The organism is Kitasatospora nipponensis, assembly GCF_039528135.1.
GTDB classification, from domain to species: Bacteria; Actinomycetota; Actinomycetes; order Streptomycetales; family Streptomycetaceae; genus Kitasatospora; species Kitasatospora nipponensis.
Map to the genome: position 1 here is coordinate 1 of NZ_BAAALF010000024.1, position 20,503 is coordinate 20,503.

The following is a 20,503-nucleotide window of genomic DNA, read 5'->3' on the forward strand; positions in this document are numbered from 1 at the left end:
GGGCGTCCCTCAGGGCCGACACGCCCACAACCTGCTTCCGGCCGGCGCCCGAGTCACGCACTGTGGAGAACGAGCTCTCAGTCAACCCATCCGAAACGCAGGGCCTGCTTGCTTCGGGGTGGAATCGTGAATACGGCTGAACCGGAGGCGGTTTCTCTTCATGACATTTCTCCGCAAATGGCTAATCTTCGGGCCCACTGGCTCGCCTGGGGCGGATCCGACTCGATCCAGGATGATCTGGTCGTCTACCGCAGTGGCCTCCAGCACGGACTGCTCAATGGTGTCCTGAGGCTCAGCGGTCGCAGTGTTCCCGAGGCGGCCGCTGATGCTGAGCAGCAACTGGCCAACCTGCCCTGGCGATGGTGGGTTGGCCCGGACAGCGACGCCGGCGTGGCGGAGGCATTACGGGAACGCGGCTACAGCCGCAACGGCAGCATGCCAATCATGGCAGTCCGACTCGACCAGTTGTCTGCACCGCCTTCGCCCGCCGGCCTCATCATCGAACGCGTCGATGGACCGGACAGTGTGACGGACTACGTCGATGCCTACGCGTCGTCTTTCGGAGTCGGCCACACGCTTCGGGCCTTGGTAGTGGACGCCGAATCCAGCCTCCGCACCGATCTCGGCCGCCTCATCCGCCTGGTCGGGCGAATTGACGGTCGCGCGGTGGCCACATCGGCCGTGCTGATCAGCAACGGTGTTGCAGGTGTCTACTGGGTCGGGACACATCCCACGTATCGTGGGCGAGGCGTAGGCGCGGCGCTCACGGCGGCGGCCATGGTCATTGGGCGCCAGCATGGAGCACTCGTTTGCACTCTGCAGGCCAGTGCCCTGGGCGCGCCGGTCTACCAGCGGCTGGGATTCACGCAGGTGAGCGAAGTCGTGCTCTATTCGCCGCCATCCGGGCTGTGACCAGAACTGCGCCCCAAACCTACGAAGAGAGAAACGACCGTGATGTCGCGTCCGGGGTCCGGCATCAGAGGCACCACTGTCGGTCACGGAAGGACAGCGACATGAGGGCCGTTCAGATCATGAGTTACGGTGCGGCGGACGTCCTGCTCGTCAACGAGGTCGACCGTCCCGCTCCCGGTGCGGGCGAGGTGCTGGTGTCGGTCGAGGCGACCAGCGTGAACGGCCACGATGTGATCTTCCGCGCGGGGCAGTTGAAGATGGTGTCGGGATGTCGGTTCCCGATCGGTACGGGGCTGGACTTCGCGGGCACCGTCGTCGAGACCGGCGCCGACGTCCAGGGCTACCGGGCCGGGGACAGGGTGTGGGGCATGGTGCACCCCCGGCAGCGGCACGTCACTGCGGGGGCGGCCGAGTACGTCACGGTGGCAGCGAACCGCATCTCGCACGCTCCGGCGGGACTCTCGTCGGTCGGCGCGGCCTCCCTGGTCGTGGCAGGCGCCACAGCGCTGATCGCGCTGCGTGACAGCGTGCACGTCGTTGGCGGGGAACGGGTCCTGGTGCGGGGCGCGGCCGGCGGAGTCGGCACCGCCGCCGTGCAACTGGCACACGCGATGGGCGGCCATGTCACCGCGCTGGCCCGCGACCGCCATGCAGAGCTTCTCACCGGACTCGGTGCCGACGAGGTCCTCGACTACCGCTCCACCACCTCGGACCGAATCGGCCCGTTCGAGGTCATCGTCGACACCGTCGGCACGGAACTGCACTGCTACCGGAGCCGGTTGACAAAGGGCGGTCGGATGGTCACCGTCGGACTGTCCCTGTCGGCCCTGGCCGCGATCGCCGTGTCGAGCGTGCACGGTCCCCGCCGCATCCGCACCTTCAGCGCCAACCCGGGTAGCGCCGTGCTGGGCGACGTGGCCGACCAGGTCACCTCGGGTGCACTGCGTCCGGTGGTCGACAGCGTGTACCCCCTCGCGGACATCGCCGCGGCGCACGAGGCGTTCGAGCGCGGTGGCGTCGCGGGCAAGCACGTGGTCATGGTGTCCGGATGAAGAGGCGAGCCAGAACAGCGTGGGGTAGGTCGTGACGCAGGTGGATGAGCGTGGCGCTCACCCGGTCGACGAACACGAGCCGATGAGTCGGCGCCATGCCCTCCTTCCGTCCGCGCCCAGCTGGCCGAGGGCCTCGTCACGGTGTCCTCCGGCAGTCCGGCGGGTCAGGTCGCGGGCCGCTTCCACACCTGCGACTCCTACAGCTCCCTCACGCTCGATGGCCCGCTGCGGGCCGATCGGATCGTCGACGCCACCGCGATGTTCGACACCAAGATGGCCGCGCTGCGCCAGCACGCGAGCCAGCCCTCGGTCTTGGGGAACAGCGGTACAGCCGCACATGCGTCGTTCTCAGCGGCGGGGTAGTACACCCAGGAGAGTTGCGGTCAAGGCCTGCTTCAAGTAGTCCTCCAGGTCCAGGTGGAAGCGGGCCAGGTCGGGCTCGGCCTGGTAAGCCGCCTGCAGACTGGGCGGGGGGGTGCTGTACGCCGACAGCGCCCCGGCCATGACCATGGTTTGCAGACTGAACAGGGTGGCGTTCTCCCCCAGCTCCGATAGGTGCGTCCTGAGCAGGTCGGTCATGGTCGTCAGGCGAGTCAGGGAGGCGCGCTTGTGGCGGGCCGCAACCTCGACGGAGACATTGTGCTCGAGAACGCTGCCCTGTGCACCGAAGAGCTCGCACAGCACCACCCGGCCGGACAGCGAGCGACTGAGGACCTCGGCCACCGCTGCCGCTCGCTCGGTCATGGAGAGATCGTTGTCGAGAGCGGCGGCCAACTCCTCTGTCAGTTCTGCCAGCCACTCCTGCAAGAAGCGGTCGAGCAGTTCCAAGAGCACCGCTTCGCGGGACTCGAAGTAGCGCAGCACATTCGGCTTCGCCAGCCCTACCCGGCGGCTGAGCTCGTTGAGGGTGACCGCGGCCACCGGCATCTCGTCGAGCATGGCCGACGCCACGTCGAGGATCGCCTGCCGGCGGATCGTCCGTTGTTCCTCTGTTCGCGCGCGCTGGAAAGTCACGTTCCCCAGTCTAGATTACGTACCATCGGTACATTGACATCGTACCGACGGTACCTTAGCGTCCGAGACACAAGATACCTTCGGTACTTTCAGCGGCTGGGAGTCTGGCATGAGCGATGAGTGGACGACCGCACGTATTCCTGACCAGCACGGACGGGTGGCCGTCGTGACCGGCGCCAACACCGGCCTGGGATTCGAGACCGCCAGGGCGCTCGCCGAACGCGGGGCCTCCGTGGTGCTCGCCGTGCGCAACGTCGAGAAGGGCGAGAAGGCGGCGGCCCGCATCAACGGCGAGGTGACCGTGCAGGCGCTGGACCTGACCTCGCTCGACTCCGTCCGGGCCGCAGCCCAGGACCTGCGATCCCGGTACGACCGGATCGACCTGCTGATCAACAACGCCGGCGTCATGTACACCCCGAAGCAGACGACCGCCGACGGTTTCGAGATGCAGTTCGGGACCAACCATCTGGGCCACTTCGCACTCACCGGTCTCCTGCTGGACCTGATGCTGCCGGTGCCCGGCTCGCGCGTGGTGACGGTCAGCAGCACCGGCCACCGCATCCGGGCCGCGATCCACTTCGACGACCTGCAATGGGAGCGCTCGTACAGCCGGGCCGGCGCCTACGGCCAGTCCAAGCTGGCCAACCTGATGTTCACCTACGAGCTGCAGCGCCGGCTCGCCTCGCAGGGCACCACCGTCGCGGTGGCCGCACATCCCGGCCTGTCCAGCACCGAGCTGGTCCGTAACAGCCCTGCGGCCATCCGGCTTCCGCTCACTTGGCTCGCGCCGCTGGTCACCCAGACCCCGGCGATGGGCGCACTGCCGACCCTACGCGCCGCCGCCGACCCCGCCGTGCTGGGCGGCCAGTACTACGGCCCCGGCGGACGCCTTGAGATCAAGGGTCACCCTCAGCTGGCCACCTCCAGCGCGCAGTCGTACGAGACAGCCGTCCAGCAACGGCTGTGGGCCGTCTCCGAAGACCTCACCGGCGTGATGTTCCCCGCCGCCCAAACCCAGCAGAACCAGATCCAGTAGGGACCGGCCATCACCAACTGAGAAGCGATCCGCAAACCCGACACGGGACTTGGGAACAGCACGAGTGTTCCCGGGTTCCCGATTCGGGTGATCTCGGCGTTGTCGGCGCATGAAGACAGGGCCTCGGTGCAGCTTGGAGGTTGTCGAGACCGAAAAGCCGCAAGGAGATCCTGTTGCCGCTTTTGTATGCTACGACGGCGCGAAGAAGATCAACGGCCGCAAGCGACACCTGGTCGTTGACACCCCCGGCCTGCTCCTGATGATCCTGGTCACGCCCGCCGACGCCGGCGACCGGGCCACCGCCGCCGACATGCTCCCCGCGCCGAAGGCCAAATTCCGTCTCCTGCACAGGATCTGGGCCGACAGCGGCTACACCGGCGACCTCATCACCTGGGCGGAGACCAAGCTCGCCCTGGTCGTGGAGATCGTCAAACGCACCGACGACCTGTCCCGGTTCCGCGTCGTCCCGCGCCGGTGGGTGGCGGAGAGGAGCCTCGCGGAGCTGACCCGAGCTCACATCGAGGGCTTCCTGACCCACCAGATCGCCTGCCGCAAGGCCGGGCTCCTCGACGGCGACGGCAACCACACAGTCACCGCCCACAGGTTCCGGCCTTCCGTTGGCACCCAGCTCGCCGAGGGCGGCGCCCAGATCCAGCCCATCATGGCCATCCTGGGCCACCGCAGCGCGCAGATGTCAGCGACCTACTCCCACATCAGCGACCCCGTACTCAAAGAGCAGTACGAAAAGGTCATCGCCGCCGGCGGACGCATCGCCGGCCCGGCCGCCGAGGCAATCCTGGCCAGCCAGCTCGGCGAGGAAACCGTCCACTGGCTGAAGACCAACTTCTTCAAGACCGAACTCGAACTCGGCCACTGCCTGCGCACCCCGGCCGAAGGACCGTGCGAATGCGACCTCTACCTGCGGTGCTCGAAGTTCTTCACCACCGGCGAGTACGTTCCGCGACTGCGGGAGCGGCTGGTCCGCGAGCACGAGCTGGTCCAGGACGCGGTCGAACGCGGCTGGCCTCGTGAGGTCGAACGGCACACCGCGCTCTCCGGCCGGATCTGCGAACTCCTCGCGGAACTCGGCGAGTCCATTGCCTCAGGCACGCTCGGGGATGCGTGATCTCGTCTTCGGGCCGGTTCATTGATGCCCGTCCCGTCGCGACGAGGTCAGGTGCCCACGGGGGTGCCGTCGGGCTTCCGCCCGAAGGCCGACGCGAGGACGTCGGGGAGGTCGGCCGCTGGGACAGCGGTGCGCACCTCCGCCAGGACACGGGGGAAGTCGTCATCATCGATGGCACCCAGGTACTCCTGGCGCAGCTTGTGGATGACCTCGACAAGCTCGGGCCGCAACCGCATCCAGGCGCGAGACGTTCGGATCTCCTCCTCGACCTGATCCATGAACCAGCGCATGACCTGGTACGGGATGTCCAGGTGTCCACCTTGGGGGTCGAAGCACAGCGTCGGTTCCCGCACCGGGTCCTCGTCAGGGACGACGGCGGTCACAAGAGCTCGTTGATCGGCGACAAGGTGCAGTTCCAGATACCAGGCGTCGTCCGGGACGGAGTACATCACGGTGATCGCGTAGTCGCCGTCGGGGTGCGGGAAGGGCATGGCCGCATGCTGCCACAGCCGTTGTCGGCGTACACCTGTACCTGCCCAGGGTGGTACGGCCGAAGGTGCTCAGCTCCCGCGCCGTTTCAGGCTCGGCAGAGACGAGGATGCTCGGCGTAATCGGGAGGCGTCACGGGCGGGGGATGCGGAACACTTCGGCGGGTGATCGTGATGCAGCCCGTCCTGGAGATCAACACCCCCGACGGCTTCGACCTTTGGCCTGTCGCTGAGGCCGAGCCGTTCGGCTTCCTGCCCCTCAGCGGCGAGCTCTCGCCCGCCGAGGTCGGGACAGCGGTGATGCGCATCGCCGGCTGTAATGACATCGACCCCGACGGAGACCGCCCGCCCCGGCCCTCCGACCCGCTTGACTCCTTCCTTCACGGACTGCTGACCTTCGACAACCTCTTCGCGGCCGGCGGCCTGCGGGTGACCGACAACTCCACCGGCATCACGTTCCTGCCCGGCTGCTGCGACGGGCTGGAGGACTGGCGCGACTGGTATCGGCTCGTCGACGGCGGCGGCCTGCTCGGCTTCGGCCACGACCCCGTGTCACCGGTTGCGGAGCGCTTCGGCGACACCATCCGGCTCACGGTCAACGCCGAGCAGAGCGACAGTCCCGGGATCGAACTGTCCGTCACCGAACTCCGCCACCTGCTCACCGGTGCCGAGCGAGACCTGGCCGACTTCCTCGCGCTGGCCGCCGACTGGGTCCTTCAGCACCTGCCCGGCCACTGGGCTCCGGTCACCGCCGCCCTCGCCCGGGCTCTCGACCTGCCCGCGCTGGCCGTACCGCCGGAGCAGTAATGCAGCGGGCCCGGTTCCGCCGGCCGACGAAGACCGGGCCCGGCACAGTCATCGTGCGTGCCGCGGTGAGCATCTTCGCGTGCACCGGCTGGGCACTTCGAGGTGTACGCCGACAGCCGTCAGGCGGCAGTTCGCCAATATCGGACCTGCAACTTGTCCAGATAAACGTTGAGGTTCCGGTGCTTGAGCGGGGAGAGGCGGGCGATGTCCTCGTCCCTGATCTCGTGGCCCCCGGCGCGGAGCTGGGCGACGGCGGCATCGATGTACTTCCCGTCGCGGTACGCCAGGTAAATGGTGCCGCGCTTGCCGTGGCACACGTCGCGGGCGAGCTTGTGCCGGGACTCCTGCCCAGTGACCTGCCGGTTCATCTGCCGGCGGTAGGTGTCGTCGACCGGGTCGACCATTCGCATCAGGTGCTCGGTCTTGGCGATCCGCCCGTACTCGGCGACGCCTGCCCCAGCGGGGTGGGGTGGCCCTGGGACCTGCACGACTACCGCCACTCTGCCCTGACCTACCTCGGCGAGCAGGGCGCCCCGGCGCTGGTGCTGATGGCGAAGTCCCGGCACAAGAAGCCGGAGAACGTCCGTCGCTACTTCAAGCCCTCCCCGGAGGCGATCGCCGAACTCACCAGTCCACTCGCCCCGGAGACGTCCGCTGCTGAACCGCCGTCGCCCGGCAGAGCGGGTCGCAGGGACGGTCCGTTCGTGTCCAGGACGCGTGGCTGCCCGTCGGCCGCTCGGGGGCGATGAGCGAGGAGGCTGCCGGCGGGGGAAGGGCGTCAGCCTTCGCGACTGGGAAGCATGGCCAGGGCCTGGGAGCGCCGTGCGACGAGGTCGTCGTAGGTGCCGTCGCGCTCGGCCCAGCGGTGCATGAGGACGCCCTTCACGAGGATTTCGTGCGGGGTGGGGTTCTCCGAGAGCAGGTGCATGACCTCGGTGGCGAAGTCGTCGAGCGGCAACGCGTGCGGGTTCACCTTTTCCTGGCCTGCTGTGGCGACGGCCGGGGGGACGAGCTCGACGACGCCGACACCGGTGCCGTCGAGCTGCGCGCGCAGCGCCTCGGAGTAGGCGTGCACTGCGGCCTTCGAGGCGGCGTAGCTGGGCATGGGCGGAAACGGCAGGAAGGCGATTCCGGAGGTGACGGTGATGAAGGTGCCGGCGCCCCGCTGGACCAGATGCGGGGTGAAGGCGTCGATGACTCGGATGGTGCCGAGCAGGTTGGTGTCGATCGTCGTCTCTGCCACCTCGAAGTGCGCGGGGTCGCGCAGGTCCTCCAGGAGCATGACCCCCGACATCGTCACCACGGTGTCCAGCTCGGGGTACCGGGCGAGCACGTCATCACGGGCAGATGCGACGGAGACACTTTCGGTGATGTCGATGCTGATCGTGCCGAAGCCTTCGCCAGCGAGTTCCGCGAGTGCCTCCGGGCTGCGGCCGCCGACGGCCACGGTACTGCCCGCCGCAGCGAACCGCCGGGCCAGCTCTCGCCCGATACCCGAGGTTCCGCCGACGATCAGAACGGTGCGGTTGGAGAGATCCACGAGGTCTTCCCTTCAGTCCCGAGCGCCGCCTGCGTTCAGGCCCGCGGCGCAGACAGTGATGCTCTCTGTCTCGTTCGAAACAGCGCCATCGCAGTATTGACGGCATTCGCTAGGTGTGGCAGGGCCCCCGTCTTCCCTGGTCCTGTCAGGGCCCCCTCTGCGATGCGCGCACCGCATTACGGTGTCGGTATGAAGGACGAGGAATCCGGTAGCCGGCTCGGCGGCTACCTCCGTGCCCGGCGTGAGCTGGTCTCCCCGGCGCAGGCAGGACTCCCGCCTGGCGGCAGCCGCCGCGTGCCCGGCCTGCGCCGTGAGGAAGTCGCCCTGCTCGCCGGAATCAGCCCCGACTACTACCTACGCCTGGAACGGGGCCGCGACAAGAACCCCTCACCCCAGGTGCTCGAATCACTCGCGCGTGTCCTGCAGCTCGGCGACACCGAACGGACGTATCTGCTCGGCCTCGCGGCGGCACGCCCCAGGGCGCCGCGCCGCAAGCGGCCCGAGCACGTACCGGCGCGGGTGCACGAGCTGCTCGCTCACCTTCAGGTCCCCGCGTTCGTCGAAGGGCGCGCGTTCGATGTCCTGGCCTCCAACCCCATGGCCCTCGCGCTCTCCCCCCGGCTGCGGCCCGGCCAGAACCGGCTGCGTTCTCTCCTCCTGGATCCTGAGGAACAAACCTTCCACCAGGACTGGACGAAAGCCACCGCCGATTTCATCGCCACCCTTCGCACCACCATCGGGGACGACACCGACAACCCCCGGTTCGTCGAGCTCGTCGGAGAACTCGCACTGTCCAGTCAGCGGTTCCGCACCCTGTGGGCCCGCCACGACGTCCGCAACCTCGACGGAGGCACGACCACGGTCCACCACCCCGTCGTCGGTGAACTACGCCTCCACCGCGACAAACTCCCCATCGACGATGTCATCCTCGTCGTCTACTACCCCGACAAGAACAGCGACAGCGACGAGAAACTGCAGCTCCTCGCCGCACTCTCACACACCGGGTCCGCCAGCACGGTGCACGACAGGCCGGCGGACACCCCGCACGCGGAGACACCTTGAGGAACACGCGCCGTCCCGGCGTCGCAACCAGAAGGCGCGCGCCACGGGTTCGTCACCCGCGCGATCGCCCGGGGCCCTGATCACGAGGCCGCGGGCCCCCGGGCAGCTCGGGGAGCTGCAAGGAGTACCGGCCCGTTGCTGACGCTACGTTGTGGCAGCGATCACCAAGGGTGTTCGTCGGGTTGGCGGGTGTGCTTCGCCGATCCCGGGCGCCGCTGGCAGCAGTTCGCCGATCCCATCGCGGTGAAGTTCTCCTGCGGGCTGCCGGAACTGCAGCGCGCTCACGGTCGACGTCCCGGTCAGCCGTTCCTGCTGGCCCCGGCGGCAGACCGGACGCGCGGGTGAACGCGTTCTTCACGACGAACCCGATGACGTCGCGGGGCCCGGACACCTGGCGCAAGTACGCCTACGCGCTCGGGCTGTGGCTGTGGCTGTGGCTGTGGCTGTGGCTGTGGCTGTGGCTGAGCTTCCTGGCTGTACGGGGACGAGACTGGCAGCAAGCGGTAGCAGCCGACGTGGAGGCGTTCAAGTTCTGGCGGACGGCCGACCCGGCCAATCCGCACCGTTGCTGGGCGGCGGGAAGCCGAGGTCCTGGCCCAGCTCACGATGGATGTTGATGAGACTGCCCGGCAGGTTCCGCACCTGCGGGTCGACCGCGAAGCTGAGACCGATCGCCATGCCCGGGGTGGGGTATGGGTCCTGCCCCATGATCAGGGCCCGTACCTCGTCGAAGGGCTACTGGAATGCCCGAAGAATGGTCGCGCCGGCGGGAAGGTACGTCCGCCCCCGGCAACCTCCGCACGGAGGAACTCCCCCATCGCGGCGATCCGATCCGCCACCGGCTCCAGGGCCTTCGCCCGGCCCGGGTCGACGAGTTCGTGCAACGGCCTCGCAGTCACCGTGCACCTCCCGCATGCCGCAGGGCAGTAGTGACTACTCCTCGTCCTGCTCCCCGTCGCCCAGACGACCCAGAAGCTCCCGGAGCGCGCTCTCGGGAAAGACGGGCGCACCCTCGACCCAACGCTCCGCCCACTCCGCCACGGTCATCATCGTCGGTCAGCCTCCACTCCGAAACCAGTGATTTTTCGGAACTCTCGCGTGAGCGGTGGCAGTTCGGGCTCGAGCGGGAGTCGCTCCGCCCACGTGGAGGGCCTGGCACCCCTCCCGCCCCTGCCGACTTGGGACGAACACCCACCCCGCCACCTGGAGATCCCGCGGGAGCAGCGGAATGCGCCGCCCAGACGAGGTCAACGTCAGCGTCCTGCTGGCTGGCCGATCACGTGGGCCAACGCCGCTGACGACGAGTCCTTGTCGGGACCCAACAAATGCACCAGGGACGGCACCCGAGGGACCGGATCCCCGCCGGCCCGTCAGCATCGTCCGGCCGCACGGGCTACTGGCCTGCCGACCACTGGCGCAGCGGGATCGGGCTCGGGGCAGCCCCACCTCGACCGATCCTCGCAGTCGCAGGCCACCCGCCCCGTATGCCCGTCCTTCACCGCCCCGGGGCGCTCCACGAAGAGGTCCCAGATCGAAGCCCCGCGACCGTCCTCCCCCACCGCCCCTTCGACCTGGTACGCCGCCGTAGCAGCACCCCAGCGGAAGCCTGCCGGCAGGTCGCGTCGATTCGCCATCTCCCCAGCCCCCTTCAGAAAACACGAGGGCTGCTCATGTTAGTGACCCGCACTGCCGACACCGCCAGGGGCGACATCCTCGCCGACTCCCCCGTCCAGCGTCTCGGCGGACGGCTGCGGCGCAGATTCATCTGATGACATCCTTGCCACGCGCTGACATATCCTCGTAATCTCTGGGACACGCGCCACCCCGGGCCCTGATTCATCCGATGAAAGTGACCCGACGGTCGGCCCTAGGACGATCGGCCAGGCCGCCGGGACTCGCGAGATCGCCCAGCCGACCGTGACGCACCGTCGGGACAGCCGCGACGAGACGCACCTCAGCACGGCAGGCACCACACAGCACCGCCCCGCACAGAAGCAGCCTCTCCCCCACCCCTTCTGAACGGACTTCACCATGCCCCCTTCCCAGACGCCGAACGAGCGGCCGTCCCGTCGCGGAGTCCTGCGCGCGGCCATCGGTCTCGGCACCACACTCGCGCTCGGCTCCCTGCCGACCTTCACGGCGCACGCGGACGTCGTCCGGCCGCCGACGCCCACCCTGGTGCCGGACGCCCAGGCCGTCGCCCTCTGGTACGGCTCCCCCACCACCGAGGCGGCCGTCATGAAGGAGGGCCTGCCGGTGGGCAACGGCCGCCTCGGGGCCATGACCACCGGCGATCCCTCGCACGACGCCTTCGTCCTCTCCGATGCCACCCTGTGGACCGGCGGGCCGAACGCCTCACTCGGCTCGGACGGCCAGTTCCCTTACGACAGCGGCAACTTCGGCACGTTCGGGATGCTGGCCAAGGCCTACCTGAACCTCCCCGCCCACACCGCCGGCGCGATCACCGGCTACCAGCGCCGGCTCGACCTGAGCAACGGCCTGGTGACGACCACGTACCAGCTGGGCGCGGTCACCTACCGCCGCGAGGTCTTCGCCAGCCACCCCGACGACCTGCTCGTGATCCGCCTCAGCCAGAGCGGCGGGGGCACCTTCACCGGCAATCTCACCCTCGCCGGCACCCGCGGGGAGAGCGTCACCGCCGACGTGTCGACGGGCACGGTCTCCTTCGGCACCGCCCTGTCCAACGGCCTGAAGTACGCCACCACCGCCAAGGCCGCCTCGGCCACCGGCACGGTCGGCGTGTCCGGCGCGACCGTCACCTTCGCCGGCTGCCAGGAGGTCGTGCTGCTGGTCAGCGGCGGCACCAACTACACCACCGACTCCGCCACCGGGTACCAGGACGCCTCGCTCGACCCGCTCGCCGTCGCGCGCGGCAAGGCCGCGGCTAGCGCGGCCGTCGCCGGAGCCTCCCTGCTCGCCACCCATGTCGCGGACTACCAGTCACTCCAGCAGACGATGACGGTCGACCTGGGCGCCTCCACCGCCGCCCAGCGAGCGATGGACACCCCCTCGCGGCTCGCCGCCCGCGCCGCCGCCGGCTCCGCGCCCGACCCCGAACTGGAAGCCTCCTACCTCCAGTTCGGCCGCTACCTGACGATCACCGGCTCCCGGAGCAGCCTGCCCACCAACCTCCAGGGCCTGTGGATCGACACCAACAGCCCGGACTGGATGAGCGACTACCACACCGACATCAACGTCCAGATGAACTACTGGCTGCCCGACCGGGCCGGCCTTCCCGGCAGTTTCGACGCCTTCGCCGACTACTGCCTCGCGCAGTACCCGGGCTGGCAGGCGACCACCCGGGCGCTGTTCAACGACCCCCGCAACGGCTTCCGCAACACCTCGGGGAGGATCGCCGGGTGGACGGTGGCCATCTCCACCAACATCTGGGGCGGCTCCGGCTGGTGGTGGCACCCGGCGGGCAACGCCTGGATCAGCAACTCCCTCTACCAGCACTACGAGTTCACCCTCGACCAGGCGTACCTGGCGCGGATCTACCCGCTGCTGAAGGGGGCCTGCCAGTTCTGGGAGGCCCGGCTCGTCACCACGACGGTGACCGACCCGGTCACCGCAGTGAGCTCCCAGGTGCTGGTGGACGACCACGACTGGTCGCCCGAGCAGGGGCCGACCGACGCCCTGGGCATCACCTACGCGCAGGAGTTGGTCTGGCAGCTCTTCCAGAACTACCGCGCCGCCGCCGCGGCGCTCGGCCAGGACGCCGCCTACGCCGCCACCGTCACCGACCTCCAGTCCCGCCTCTACCTGCCGAGGGTCAGTGCGACCACCGGCTGGCTGGAGGAGTGGATGACCGACGCCAACCTCGGCGACACCACCCACCGCCACCTCTCCCCGCTGATCGGGCTCTTCCCCGGTGACCGGATCGACCCCTCCACCAGCCCCGCCGCACTCGTCACCGGAGCCACCAACCTGCTCACCGCGCGGGGCATGCAGAGCTACGGCTGGGCCTGTGCCTGGCGGGCACTGTGCTGGGCACGGCTGAAGAACGCCGACAAGGCGTACCAGTTGGTGCTCACCGTGCTCAAGCCCGCGGTGAGCGGCAACAACGGCAGCAGCATCAACATGTTCGACCAGTACGGCGGCAGCGTCTTCCAGATCGACGCCAACTTCGGCACCCCCACCGCCATGATCGAGATGCTGGTCCACTCCCGACCAGGGCTGGTGGAACTGTTGCCGGCCCTGCCCTCCGCCTGGGCCGCCGCCGGCCGCATCACGGGCGTCGGCGTGCGCGGCGGCTGCACCGTCGACCTCGCGTGGAGCGCCGGCAAGGTCACGACCGTGACGCTGCACAGCGTCCACGGCGCGGCCACCACCGTGCGGGCCGGCGCCTGGAGCCAGGCCGTCACCGTGCCGGCCGGCGGCTCGGTGACCCTGACCCCGGTCGACGTGTTCCAGTTGGTCAACCGCCGCAGCGGCAAGGTGATCGACGTGCCGGGCAACTCCGTCTCCGCCGGAACGGCCCTGGCGCAGGACACGAACCGCCCCTCCGACAGCCAGCGCTGGCGGCTCACCCCGATCGGCGCGGGTGGCTTCGAACTCACCAATGTCCACTCGGCGTTGGCCATGGACGTCAACGGCGGCACCACCGCCGACGGTGCCTCGATCATCCAGTGGACCCCGCTCCACAGCACCAACCAGCAGTGGAGGCTGGCCGACGCGGGTGGCGGCTACGTCAAGCTGCTCAGCGTCCGGAGCGGCAAGGTGCTCGGCGTGGCGGGCGACTCCACCGCCGACGGCGCGGGCATCCAGCAGCAGAGCGACACGGGCGGCATCAGCCAGCACTGGCAGGTCCTGCCGGCCTGACAGCGGCCACGGGGCGGTGCCGGGGCGGGCGGTCACGGTGGACCGCCCGCCCCGGGACTGCCGGTGTCAGTCGGTGAGTTCCGCGCGGACCGTGTGGGCGGCGGCGACCAGGTGGTCGAGTGAGGCGCGGGTCTCGGGCCAGCCGCGGGTCTTGAGGCCGCAGTCGGGGTTGACCCAGAGGCGTTCGGCGGGGATCGCGGCCAGGCCGGCGCGCAGGAGGTCGGCGGCCTCCTCGGTGCTCGGCACGCGCGGGGAGTGGATGTCGTAGACGCCGGGTCCCACCTCGCGGGGGTAGCCGGCCTCGGCGAGCTCGTGGGCGACCTGCATGTGCGAGCGGGCGGCCTCCAGGGAGATGACGTCGGCGTCGAGTTCGTCGATGGCGGTCATGATCGCGCCGAACTCGGCGTAGCACATGTGGGTGTGGATCTGGGTGTCCGCGCGCACGCCCGAGGTGCTGAGGCGGAAGGCCTCGGTGGCCCAGTCCAGGTAGCCGGGGCGGTCGGCGGCGCGCAGCGGCAGGGTTTCGCGCAGGGCGGGTTCGTCGACCTGGATGACGGCGGCGCCGGCCGCTTCCAGGTCCTGGACCTCGTCGCGCAGGGCGAGGGCGACCTGGCGGGCGGTGTCGGCGAGCGGCTGGTCGTCGCGGACGAAGGACCAGGCGAGCATGGTGACCGGGCCGGTGAGCATGCCCTTGACCGGGCGGTCGGTGAGGTCCTGGGCGTAGCGGAACCAGCGGACGGCCATCGGGTGCGGGCGGGAGATGTCGCCGGCGAGGACCGGCGGGCGCACGTAGCGGGTGCCGTAGGACTGCACCCAGCCCTGCTGGGTGGCCAGGTAGCCGGTGAGCTGTTCGGCGAAGTACTGGACCATGTCGTTGCGTTCGGGCTCGCCGTGCACCAGGACGTCGATGCCGGCCTTCTCCTGGTAGGCGATGACCTCGGCGACCTCGGCGCGCATCGTCTCCTGGTAGGTGTCCTCGTCGATCCGGCCGGCGCGCAGGTCGGCGCGGGCGGTGCGCAGGTCGGTGGTCTGCGGGAAGGAGCCGATGGTGGTGGTCGGCAGCAACGGCAGGGCGAGGCGGGCGCGTTGGGCCCGGGCGCGGTCGGGGTAGGGCTGGGCGCGGCGGGCGTCGTCGGCGGTGGTGGCGGCGGTGCGGGCGCGGACGGCGGGGTCGTGGGTCAGGGCGGAGGCGGCGCGGGAGGCCAGGTCGGCGCGGTTGGCGGCGAGTTCGGCGGTGATGGCGTGGGTGCCCTCGCGCAGGCCGCGGGCGAGGGCGGTGATCTCGGTGGTCTTCTGGCGGGCGAAGGCGAGCCAGCGGGCGACCTGCGGGTCGAGGTCGCGCTCGGCGCCGGCGTCGAGCGGGACGTGCAGCAGGGAGCAGGAGGGGGCGACGTCGACGCGGCCGGCCAGGCCCAGCAGGGTGGCCAGGGTGGTGAGGGACTTCTCCAGGTCGTTGATCCAGACGTTGCGGCCCTCGACCACGCCGGCGATCAGCCGCTTGCCGGGCAGGCCGCCGACGGCCGCGAGGTCGAAGAGGTTGGCGGCGCCGGGGCCGGTGAAGTCCAGGCCGACACCGTCGATCGGGGCCTTGGCCAGCACCTTGAGTGCCTCACCGGCCCGGTCGAAGTAGGTGGCGACCAGCAGTTTCGGGCGGTCGGTGAGGGCGCCCAGTTCGCGGTAGAGGCGGGCGGCGGCGTTCAGTTCGGCGGGCGTGCGGTCCTGGACCAGGGCGGGCTCGTCGAGTTGGACCCACTCGGCGCCGGCGGCGCGCAGGTCGGCGAGGAGTTCGGCGTAGACGGGCAGCAGCCGGTCCAGCAGGGTGATCGGCTGGAAGTCGGCGGCGACGTCCGGGGCTGGCTTGGCGAGCAGCAGGTAGGTCAGCGGGCCGACCAGCACCGGACGGGCCCGGTGGCCCAGCGCGAGGGCCTCGCGGAGCTCGCCGACCGCCTTGGCGGAGTTCGCGGCGAAGACCGTCTCGGGTCCCAACTCGGGGACGAGGTAGTGGTAGTTGGTGTCGAACCACTTGGTCATCTCCAGCGGCGCCAGGTCCTGGGTGCCGCGGGCCATCGCGAAGTAGCCGGCCAGCGGGTCGGCCTGGACGGCGGCGCGGTGGCGCGGCGGGATCGCCCCGACGGCGACCGTGGCGTCCAGCATGTGGTCGTAGAGCGAGAAGTCGCCGGTGGGGAGCTCGGTGACACCGGCGTCGGCGAGTTGGCGCCAGGTGGCGCGGCGAAGGCCCTCGGCGGTGGTCCGCAGGTCGGCGGCGCTCACCCTGCCGGCCCAGTAGCCCTCGATCGCCCTCTTCAGTTCACGGTGGGGGCCCTGCCGCGGGTAGCCGTACACGGTCGTCTGCGCGGCGGTGGTCGTCGCGGGGCCGTCGGTCGCACTGGTGGTGGAACTCGTTGACACGGAACTCTCCTTCGCGAGTCGCGTTGCGATCCCGGGAGAGCACGAAGCCGTGAACGTACGACAGCGCGGGCACGGCGCCAGGATGGGCCCGCCCGCTCCGCCGACCCGCCCTCGAGGTCACCGAGATCACCGCGTGCGAGGTGCACGCGGGCAGTGGCAGGTCTTCGGACTCGCGGGCGCGTCCACCTGTGAAGGCGGACCCCTACTGGCCGTCGCTTCCCGGGCCCCTGCTGGGGCCCAGTGCATGTGACGGCGGTCGTTCCCACTCACCGCTGCGGGGCAGTCCCGGATTCCCACCGGGTTCCCTCTTACGACGCACCTGCCTGGCGGACAGGGCGAACCGACTGCGAGTCACAGCCTAGGCCCATCGGGGCCGCGCCGCCGGAAATCGTCCGCATGACGGATGAGAATCGATCAGCATGCGAGCCGCGGTCCACCCGCGACACCGGCCCCCGGGCGCCGGCCGTCCGCACGCGCGCTGCCGCATAGGTGTAGTTGCCGGCCGCCGCGCAGCTGGGGTCCGGGGCGGTACTGGCCCGGGTGCAGACGGCCTGGTCCAGGGCGGCGACCAGGTCGTGACCGCCGAAGGCGTGCGGGTCGTAGCCGGTGATCTCGGCGAGCAGGGCCTCCTTGCCGAGCGAACCGCGCCGTAGACCTCGACGGCGCTCGTGGTGACGCGGCTTCAGCGCAGGTAATCCGACTCGTCCACCTCGCGGTGGACCTACGGTTGCGGGTCAGCGCCGGATTTTAACCGGCTTCCCCTGGCTGCTGAAGGTTTGAAATCGGCTCATCTGACCAGAGTCGGTCGCGAAGCGTCAACGGAGCGGGATACCCGGCCCGCCCGGCGGGATGCCCACGCGGCCCCGCACGATGACATTCCGTCGGCTCCCGGCTTCGCCGGCCGTCGGCGTTTCCCCCGGTGGCCGGAACTTGACCGGGTCTACCGTCGAGGCCATGAGCACGCCGGCGTCCTGGATCCAGGGCGTCGGAGCGTGGAACCAACCACCACCCCCGGAGCGGACCACCACCATGGCCAAGAAGATCCTTTTCGTGATGACCGGCGCCGACCACTGGACGCTGGCCGACGGCACCAAGCACCCGACCGGCTTCTGGGCGGAGGAGGCCCTCGCCCCGTACGAGGCGTTCACGGCGGCGGGCCACCGGATCGTCGTCGCGACTCCCGGCGGCGTGGTCCCCACCGTCGACCGGGCCAGTCTCGCCCCGCAGTTCAACGGCGGGGAGGAGGGCGCCAGGAAGGTCGCGGACGGCCTCGCCTCGATCGCCGAACTCCAGCGGCCCGTCAGGCTGGAGGACGTCGGCCTGGACGACTACGACGCCGTCTTCTACCCCGGCGGCCACGGTCCGATGGAGGACCTGGCCCTCGACGCGAACTCCGGGCGGCTGCTGACCGAGGCGCTTACCTCCGGCCTGCCGCTGGGCGTGGTCTGCCACGGCCCCGCCGCACTGCTGGCCGCCCGCGACGCCGACGGCGGCTCGCCGTTCGCCGGCCGCAGGCTGACCGGCTTCAGCAACACCGAGGAGATCCAGGCGGGCCTGGCCGACAAGGCCCGCTGGCTGCTGCAGGACCGCCTGGTCGAACTCGGCGCCGACTTCCAGGAGGGCGAGCCCTGGGCTCCGCACGTCGTCGTCGACGGCAACCTGGTCACCGGCCAGAACCCCGCCTCCGCCGCCCCGCTCGCGGCCGAGCTGCTGAAGATGCTGGCCTGACGGGTCGCACACTCCCGGCGCGTTCCCGCCGCGTTCCCGGCGCGGTACAGGCGCGGTTCAGGCGCGCAGCACCCGCGGCCCGCGCGCGGTGATGGCGCTCTCCTGCGCCGCGTCGAGGGCGTCGTCGGTGACCAGGTCGTCGACGTCGGCGAGCGGGCAGATCTCGGCAAAGGTCACCCGGCCGATCTTGGTGTTGTCCGCCACGACGACCGAGCGGGCGCTGCTGCGCAGGAAGGCCCGGTCGGTGTGGGCCTCCATCTCGTCGTGGGTGGTGCAGCCCTCGGTGGCGGTCAGGCCGTCCACGCCGATGAAGGCGATGTCCAGGTGGTACTGGGCGAGCATCCGCTCGGCGGCCGGCCCCACCAGTTCGTAGCTGGCCGTGCGGGCGTTGCCGCCGACGACCACCAGACGGATGTCGGGCCGCACGATGAGGTCGGCGGCGATGTTGACCGCGTTGGTGACCACGGTGATGCCGCTGCGTTCGGCCAGGACCCGGGCGATCTCGGTGACGGTGGTGCCTCCCGTCATGCCCACCACCGCGCCGTCCGGGACGAGCCGGGCGGCGGCGAGGGCGATCCGCCGCTTCTCCGCCTGCTGCCGTCCGGCCCGGTGGCGCAGCGGCAGTTCCAGGTTGACGGCGCCGGTCACCGCGCCGCCGCGGGTGCGCTGCAGCAGCCCCTGCTCGTGCAGGGCCTGCAGATCGCGGCGGATCGTCGCCCCTGACACGCCCAGCAGGTCGGCCAGCGCGTGCACATCGGCACTTCCCTCGGTGGCGACGTGGTCAAGAATGCGCACGGTTCGATCAGCTTTGAGCATGGCGGGAGTGTAGCCCCCGCCGCCGCTCGGGGACACACCCACCGACCAGGAAGACCAGGCCGTCGGATCACAACAGTCCAGTAACAGCGTCTGGACCTGGGAGTCCGGCTCGTGAATACTTCGCGGCGCAGCAGCTTTCCTTTCGGAACTGCTCGAAACAGGCCAGGTCTGAGCACTTCCACGCACACGAGCGCCAAGTCGACGCAGAGTGGCGGGGCCGCCGGACCTGAGCATCCCGGAGCGGACCCGGTTCAGGCGCGGGTCCGATGGTGCGAAGGCGGTATCTGCAGTGAACAAGCGTGTGCTCGGCCTTGCGGCGGTCTGTGCGATCGGCACCCTCACCCTGACCGCGTGCGGCAGCGGCGGCGGCAGCTCCAGCGGCTCCGCGAGTGGTCCGGTGACCCTCAAGCTGGTGGCGGCCGACTACGGCGACAAGGCGTCCAACAGCTCCACGGTCTACTGGAACGACGTGGTGAAGGGCTTCGAGGCCGCCAACCCGAAGATCAAGGTCGACGTCCAGGTGATCAACTGGAACGACATCGACAAGCAGGTCAAGACGATGATCCAGAGCGGCAACGTGCCGGACGTCCTGCAGACCGGCGGCTACGCCGACAAGGTCGCCGACAAGCTGCTCTACCCCGCCACCGACGTGCTCTCCCCCAGCACCCAGGCCGGCTTCATCGACACCTTCGCCAAGGCCGGCCAGGTCGGCGGCACCCAGTACGGCATCCCGTTCGTCTCCTCGGCCCGCGCCTTCTTCTACAACAAGGCGATATTCGCCCAGGCCGGCATCGCCGCCCCGCCGCAGACCTGGGACGACGTCAGGGCCGATGCCGCGCTGATCAAGTCCAAGGTCCCCGGCGTCACCCCCTACGCCCTGCCGCTGGGCCCCGAGGAGGCGCAGGGCGAGAGCATGATGTGGGAGCTGGGCAACGGCGGTGGCGTCACCGACACGTCGGGCAAGTACGCGCTCAACAGCCAGGCGAACGTGGACACCTTCTCCTGGCTCAAGAGCAACCTGGTCGACCCGGGCCTGACCTACGCCAACCCCGCCACCACCGACCGCAAGACCGCCTTCGCGGACTTCGCCGCCGGCAAGGCCGCCATGCTCAACGGCCACCCCTCGCTGATCCAGATGTCGACGGACGGCAAGGTCGACTACGGCGTGGCTCCGATCCCCGGCAAGAGCGGCGCGCTCAAGTCCACGCTGGGCGTGGCCGACTGGATGATGGCCTTCAACAAGAACGGCCACAAGGACCAGATCAGGGCCTTCCTCGACTTCGCGTACTCCAAGGAGAACACCGAGAAGTTCGACGAGACCTACAACCTGATGCCGGTCACCAAGGACACCCTCGCCGACATGACCAGCAGCGGCAAGCACAAGGACCTCGAGCCCTTCTTCGCCCTGCTCCCCGGCGCCTCCTTCTACCCGCTGGGCGACACCAGTTGGGACGCCGTCTCCGCCGAGATCAAGAAGAGCGTCGGCACCGCCGTCTCCGGCGACCCCGCCCAGGTCCTCGGCGACCTGCAGAAGAAGGCCCAGGCCGCGGCCGCCGACAAGTAGCCCCGGACGCAGGCGAGGGGAGCGGCCGACCAGCGCCCGGCTCTCCCCCCACCCGCGGCCCGTTCGCATGTCGCCAGCCCTGCGGCAGGCACTGCCGCACACACACG

At 69.9% G+C, this 20,503-nt stretch carries 15 protein-coding genes, 5 pseudogenes and 1 riboswitch; of the genes and pseudogenes, 11 read left to right on the forward strand and 9 right to left on the reverse strand.

Annotated elements, in window-relative coordinates:
- The first annotated feature begins 126 nt into the window (after positions 1-126).
- Both ABD323_RS09815 and ABD323_RS09820 read left to right on the forward strand, forming a co-directional pair.
- Entirely contained in the window at positions 127-912 is a 786-nt protein-coding gene (locus ABD323_RS09815) for a GNAT family N-acetyltransferase (protein ID WP_344440884.1), read from the forward strand.
- 101 nt (positions 913-1,013) lie between these two features.
- On the forward strand, positions 1,014-1,964 hold the full coding sequence (locus ABD323_RS09820) for an NAD(P)-dependent alcohol dehydrogenase (protein WP_344440944.1): 951 nt from the start codon (positions 1,014-1,016) through the stop codon (positions 1,962-1,964).
- Position 1,965: 1 nt separating this feature from the next.
- On the opposite strand, the pseudogene ABD323_RS45960 reads toward ABD323_RS09820, so the two are convergent.
- Positions 1,966-2,091: pseudogene (locus tag ABD323_RS45960) on the reverse strand (transposase family protein); the annotation flags it as partial.
- Between the two features lie 14 nt (positions 2,092-2,105).
- Between ABD323_RS45960 and ABD323_RS09825 the strand changes: the two are divergent.
- Positions 2,106-2,327, forward strand: coding sequence for a hypothetical protein (locus ABD323_RS09825; RefSeq protein WP_344440885.1), 222 nt, complete (start codon positions 2,106-2,108; stop codon positions 2,325-2,327).
- On the opposite strand, the gene ABD323_RS09830 is transcribed toward ABD323_RS09825, so the two are convergent.
- Positions 2,313-2,978 (reverse strand): TetR/AcrR family transcriptional regulator, encoded by a 666-nt coding sequence (locus tag ABD323_RS09830; RefSeq protein ID WP_344440886.1) that lies wholly within the window; start codon positions 2,976-2,978, stop codon positions 2,313-2,315. The two genes, ABD323_RS09825 and ABD323_RS09830, sit on opposite strands and share 15 nt — an antisense overlap.
- A gap of 109 nt (positions 2,979-3,087) precedes the next feature.
- Between ABD323_RS09830 and ABD323_RS09835 the strand changes: the two genes are divergently transcribed.
- Positions 3,088-4,014 carry an SDR family NAD(P)-dependent oxidoreductase gene (locus ABD323_RS09835; RefSeq protein ID WP_344440887.1) on the forward strand — a complete coding sequence of 309 codons (927 nt, stop codon included), beginning with the start codon at positions 3,088-3,090 and terminating at the stop codon, positions 4,012-4,014.
- 133 nt (positions 4,015-4,147) lie between these two features.
- The gene (locus tag ABD323_RS09840; protein ID WP_344440888.1) at positions 4,148-5,140 is read left to right on the forward strand and encodes a transposase; all 993 of its coding nucleotides are present in this window, start codon (positions 4,148-4,150) and stop codon (positions 5,138-5,140) included.
- Between the two features lie 47 nt (positions 5,141-5,187).
- Here ABD323_RS09840 and ABD323_RS09845 read toward each other — a convergent pair whose 3' ends face one another.
- Entirely contained in the window at positions 5,188-5,631 is a 444-nt protein-coding gene (locus ABD323_RS09845; RefSeq protein WP_344440889.1) for a hypothetical protein, read from the reverse strand.
- Between the two features lie 171 nt (positions 5,632-5,802).
- Here ABD323_RS09845 and ABD323_RS09850 point away from each other — a divergent pair, with 171 nt between their 5' ends.
- Positions 5,803-6,435 carry a hypothetical protein gene (locus tag ABD323_RS09850; RefSeq protein ID WP_344440945.1) on the forward strand — a complete coding sequence of 211 codons (633 nt, stop codon included), beginning with the start codon at positions 5,803-5,805 and terminating at the stop codon, positions 6,433-6,435.
- A 164-nt stretch (positions 6,436-6,599) separates the two neighbouring features.
- Here ABD323_RS09850 and ABD323_RS09855 read toward each other — a convergent pair.
- Positions 6,600-6,911 (reverse strand): annotated as a pseudogene (locus ABD323_RS09855) (Tn3 family transposase); the annotation flags it as partial.
- On the opposite strand from ABD323_RS09855, the pseudogene ABD323_RS09860 reads away from it, so the two are divergent.
- Positions 6,897-7,079: pseudogene (locus tag ABD323_RS09860) on the forward strand (site-specific integrase); the annotation flags it as partial. The pseudogenes ABD323_RS09855 and ABD323_RS09860 overlap by 15 nt on opposite strands.
- Positions 7,080-7,213: 134 nt before the next feature.
- On the opposite strand, the gene ABD323_RS09865 reads toward ABD323_RS09860, so the two are convergent.
- Complete coding sequence (locus tag ABD323_RS09865) at positions 7,214-7,975, reverse strand: SDR family oxidoreductase (protein ID WP_344440890.1); 762 nt, start codon at positions 7,973-7,975, stop codon at positions 7,214-7,216.
- A 189-nt stretch (positions 7,976-8,164) separates the two neighbouring features.
- Here ABD323_RS09865 and ABD323_RS09870 point away from each other — a divergent pair, with 189 nt between their 5' ends.
- On the forward strand, positions 8,165-9,037 hold the full coding sequence (locus ABD323_RS09870; protein WP_344440891.1) for a helix-turn-helix transcriptional regulator: 873 nt from the start codon (positions 8,165-8,167) through the stop codon (positions 9,035-9,037).
- A gap of 561 nt (positions 9,038-9,598) precedes the next feature.
- Here ABD323_RS09870 and ABD323_RS09875 read toward each other — a convergent pair.
- Both ABD323_RS09875 and ABD323_RS09880 read right to left on the reverse strand, forming a co-directional pair.
- Positions 9,599-9,936, reverse strand: a pseudogene (locus tag ABD323_RS09875) (uracil-DNA glycosylase); the annotation flags it as partial.
- Positions 9,937-10,500: 564 nt separating this feature from the next.
- Positions 10,501-10,671, reverse strand: a pseudogene (locus ABD323_RS09880) (family 1 glycosylhydrolase); the annotation flags it as partial.
- A 397-nt stretch (positions 10,672-11,068) separates the two neighbouring features.
- Here ABD323_RS09880 and ABD323_RS09885 point away from each other — a divergent pair.
- The gene (locus tag ABD323_RS09885; RefSeq protein WP_344440892.1) at positions 11,069-13,879 is read left to right on the forward strand and encodes a glycosyl hydrolase family 95 catalytic domain-containing protein; all 2,811 of its coding nucleotides are present in this window, start codon (positions 11,069-11,071) and stop codon (positions 13,877-13,879) included.
- Positions 13,880-13,945: 66 nt separating this feature from the next.
- Here the strand turns inward: ABD323_RS09885 and metE are convergent, their stop codons facing one another.
- A complete protein-coding gene (metE, locus tag ABD323_RS09890; RefSeq protein ID WP_344440893.1) occupies positions 13,946-16,288 on the reverse strand; it encodes a 5-methyltetrahydropteroyltriglutamate--homocysteine S-methyltransferase in 2,343 nt (780 codons plus the stop codon).
- 138 nt (positions 16,289-16,426) lie between these two features.
- A riboswitch (cobalamin riboswitch) is annotated at positions 16,427-16,649 on the reverse strand.
- 668 nt (positions 16,650-17,317) lie between these two features.
- Here metE and ABD323_RS09895 point away from each other — a divergent pair.
- On the forward strand, positions 17,318-18,016 hold the full coding sequence (locus ABD323_RS09895; protein WP_344440946.1) for a type 1 glutamine amidotransferase domain-containing protein: 699 nt from the start codon (positions 17,318-17,320) through the stop codon (positions 18,014-18,016).
- Between the two features lie 57 nt (positions 18,017-18,073).
- Here ABD323_RS09895 and ABD323_RS09900 read toward each other — a convergent pair whose 3' ends face one another.
- Positions 18,074-18,832 carry a DeoR/GlpR family DNA-binding transcription regulator gene (locus tag ABD323_RS09900; RefSeq protein WP_344440894.1) on the reverse strand — a complete coding sequence of 253 codons (759 nt, stop codon included), beginning with the start codon at positions 18,830-18,832 and terminating at the stop codon, positions 18,074-18,076.
- A 289-nt stretch (positions 18,833-19,121) separates the two neighbouring features.
- Between ABD323_RS09900 and ABD323_RS09905 the strand changes: the two genes are divergently transcribed.
- Entirely contained in the window at positions 19,122-20,396 is a 1,275-nt protein-coding gene (locus ABD323_RS09905) for an extracellular solute-binding protein (protein WP_344440896.1), read from the forward strand.
- Positions 20,397-20,503 lie beyond the last annotated feature (107 nt).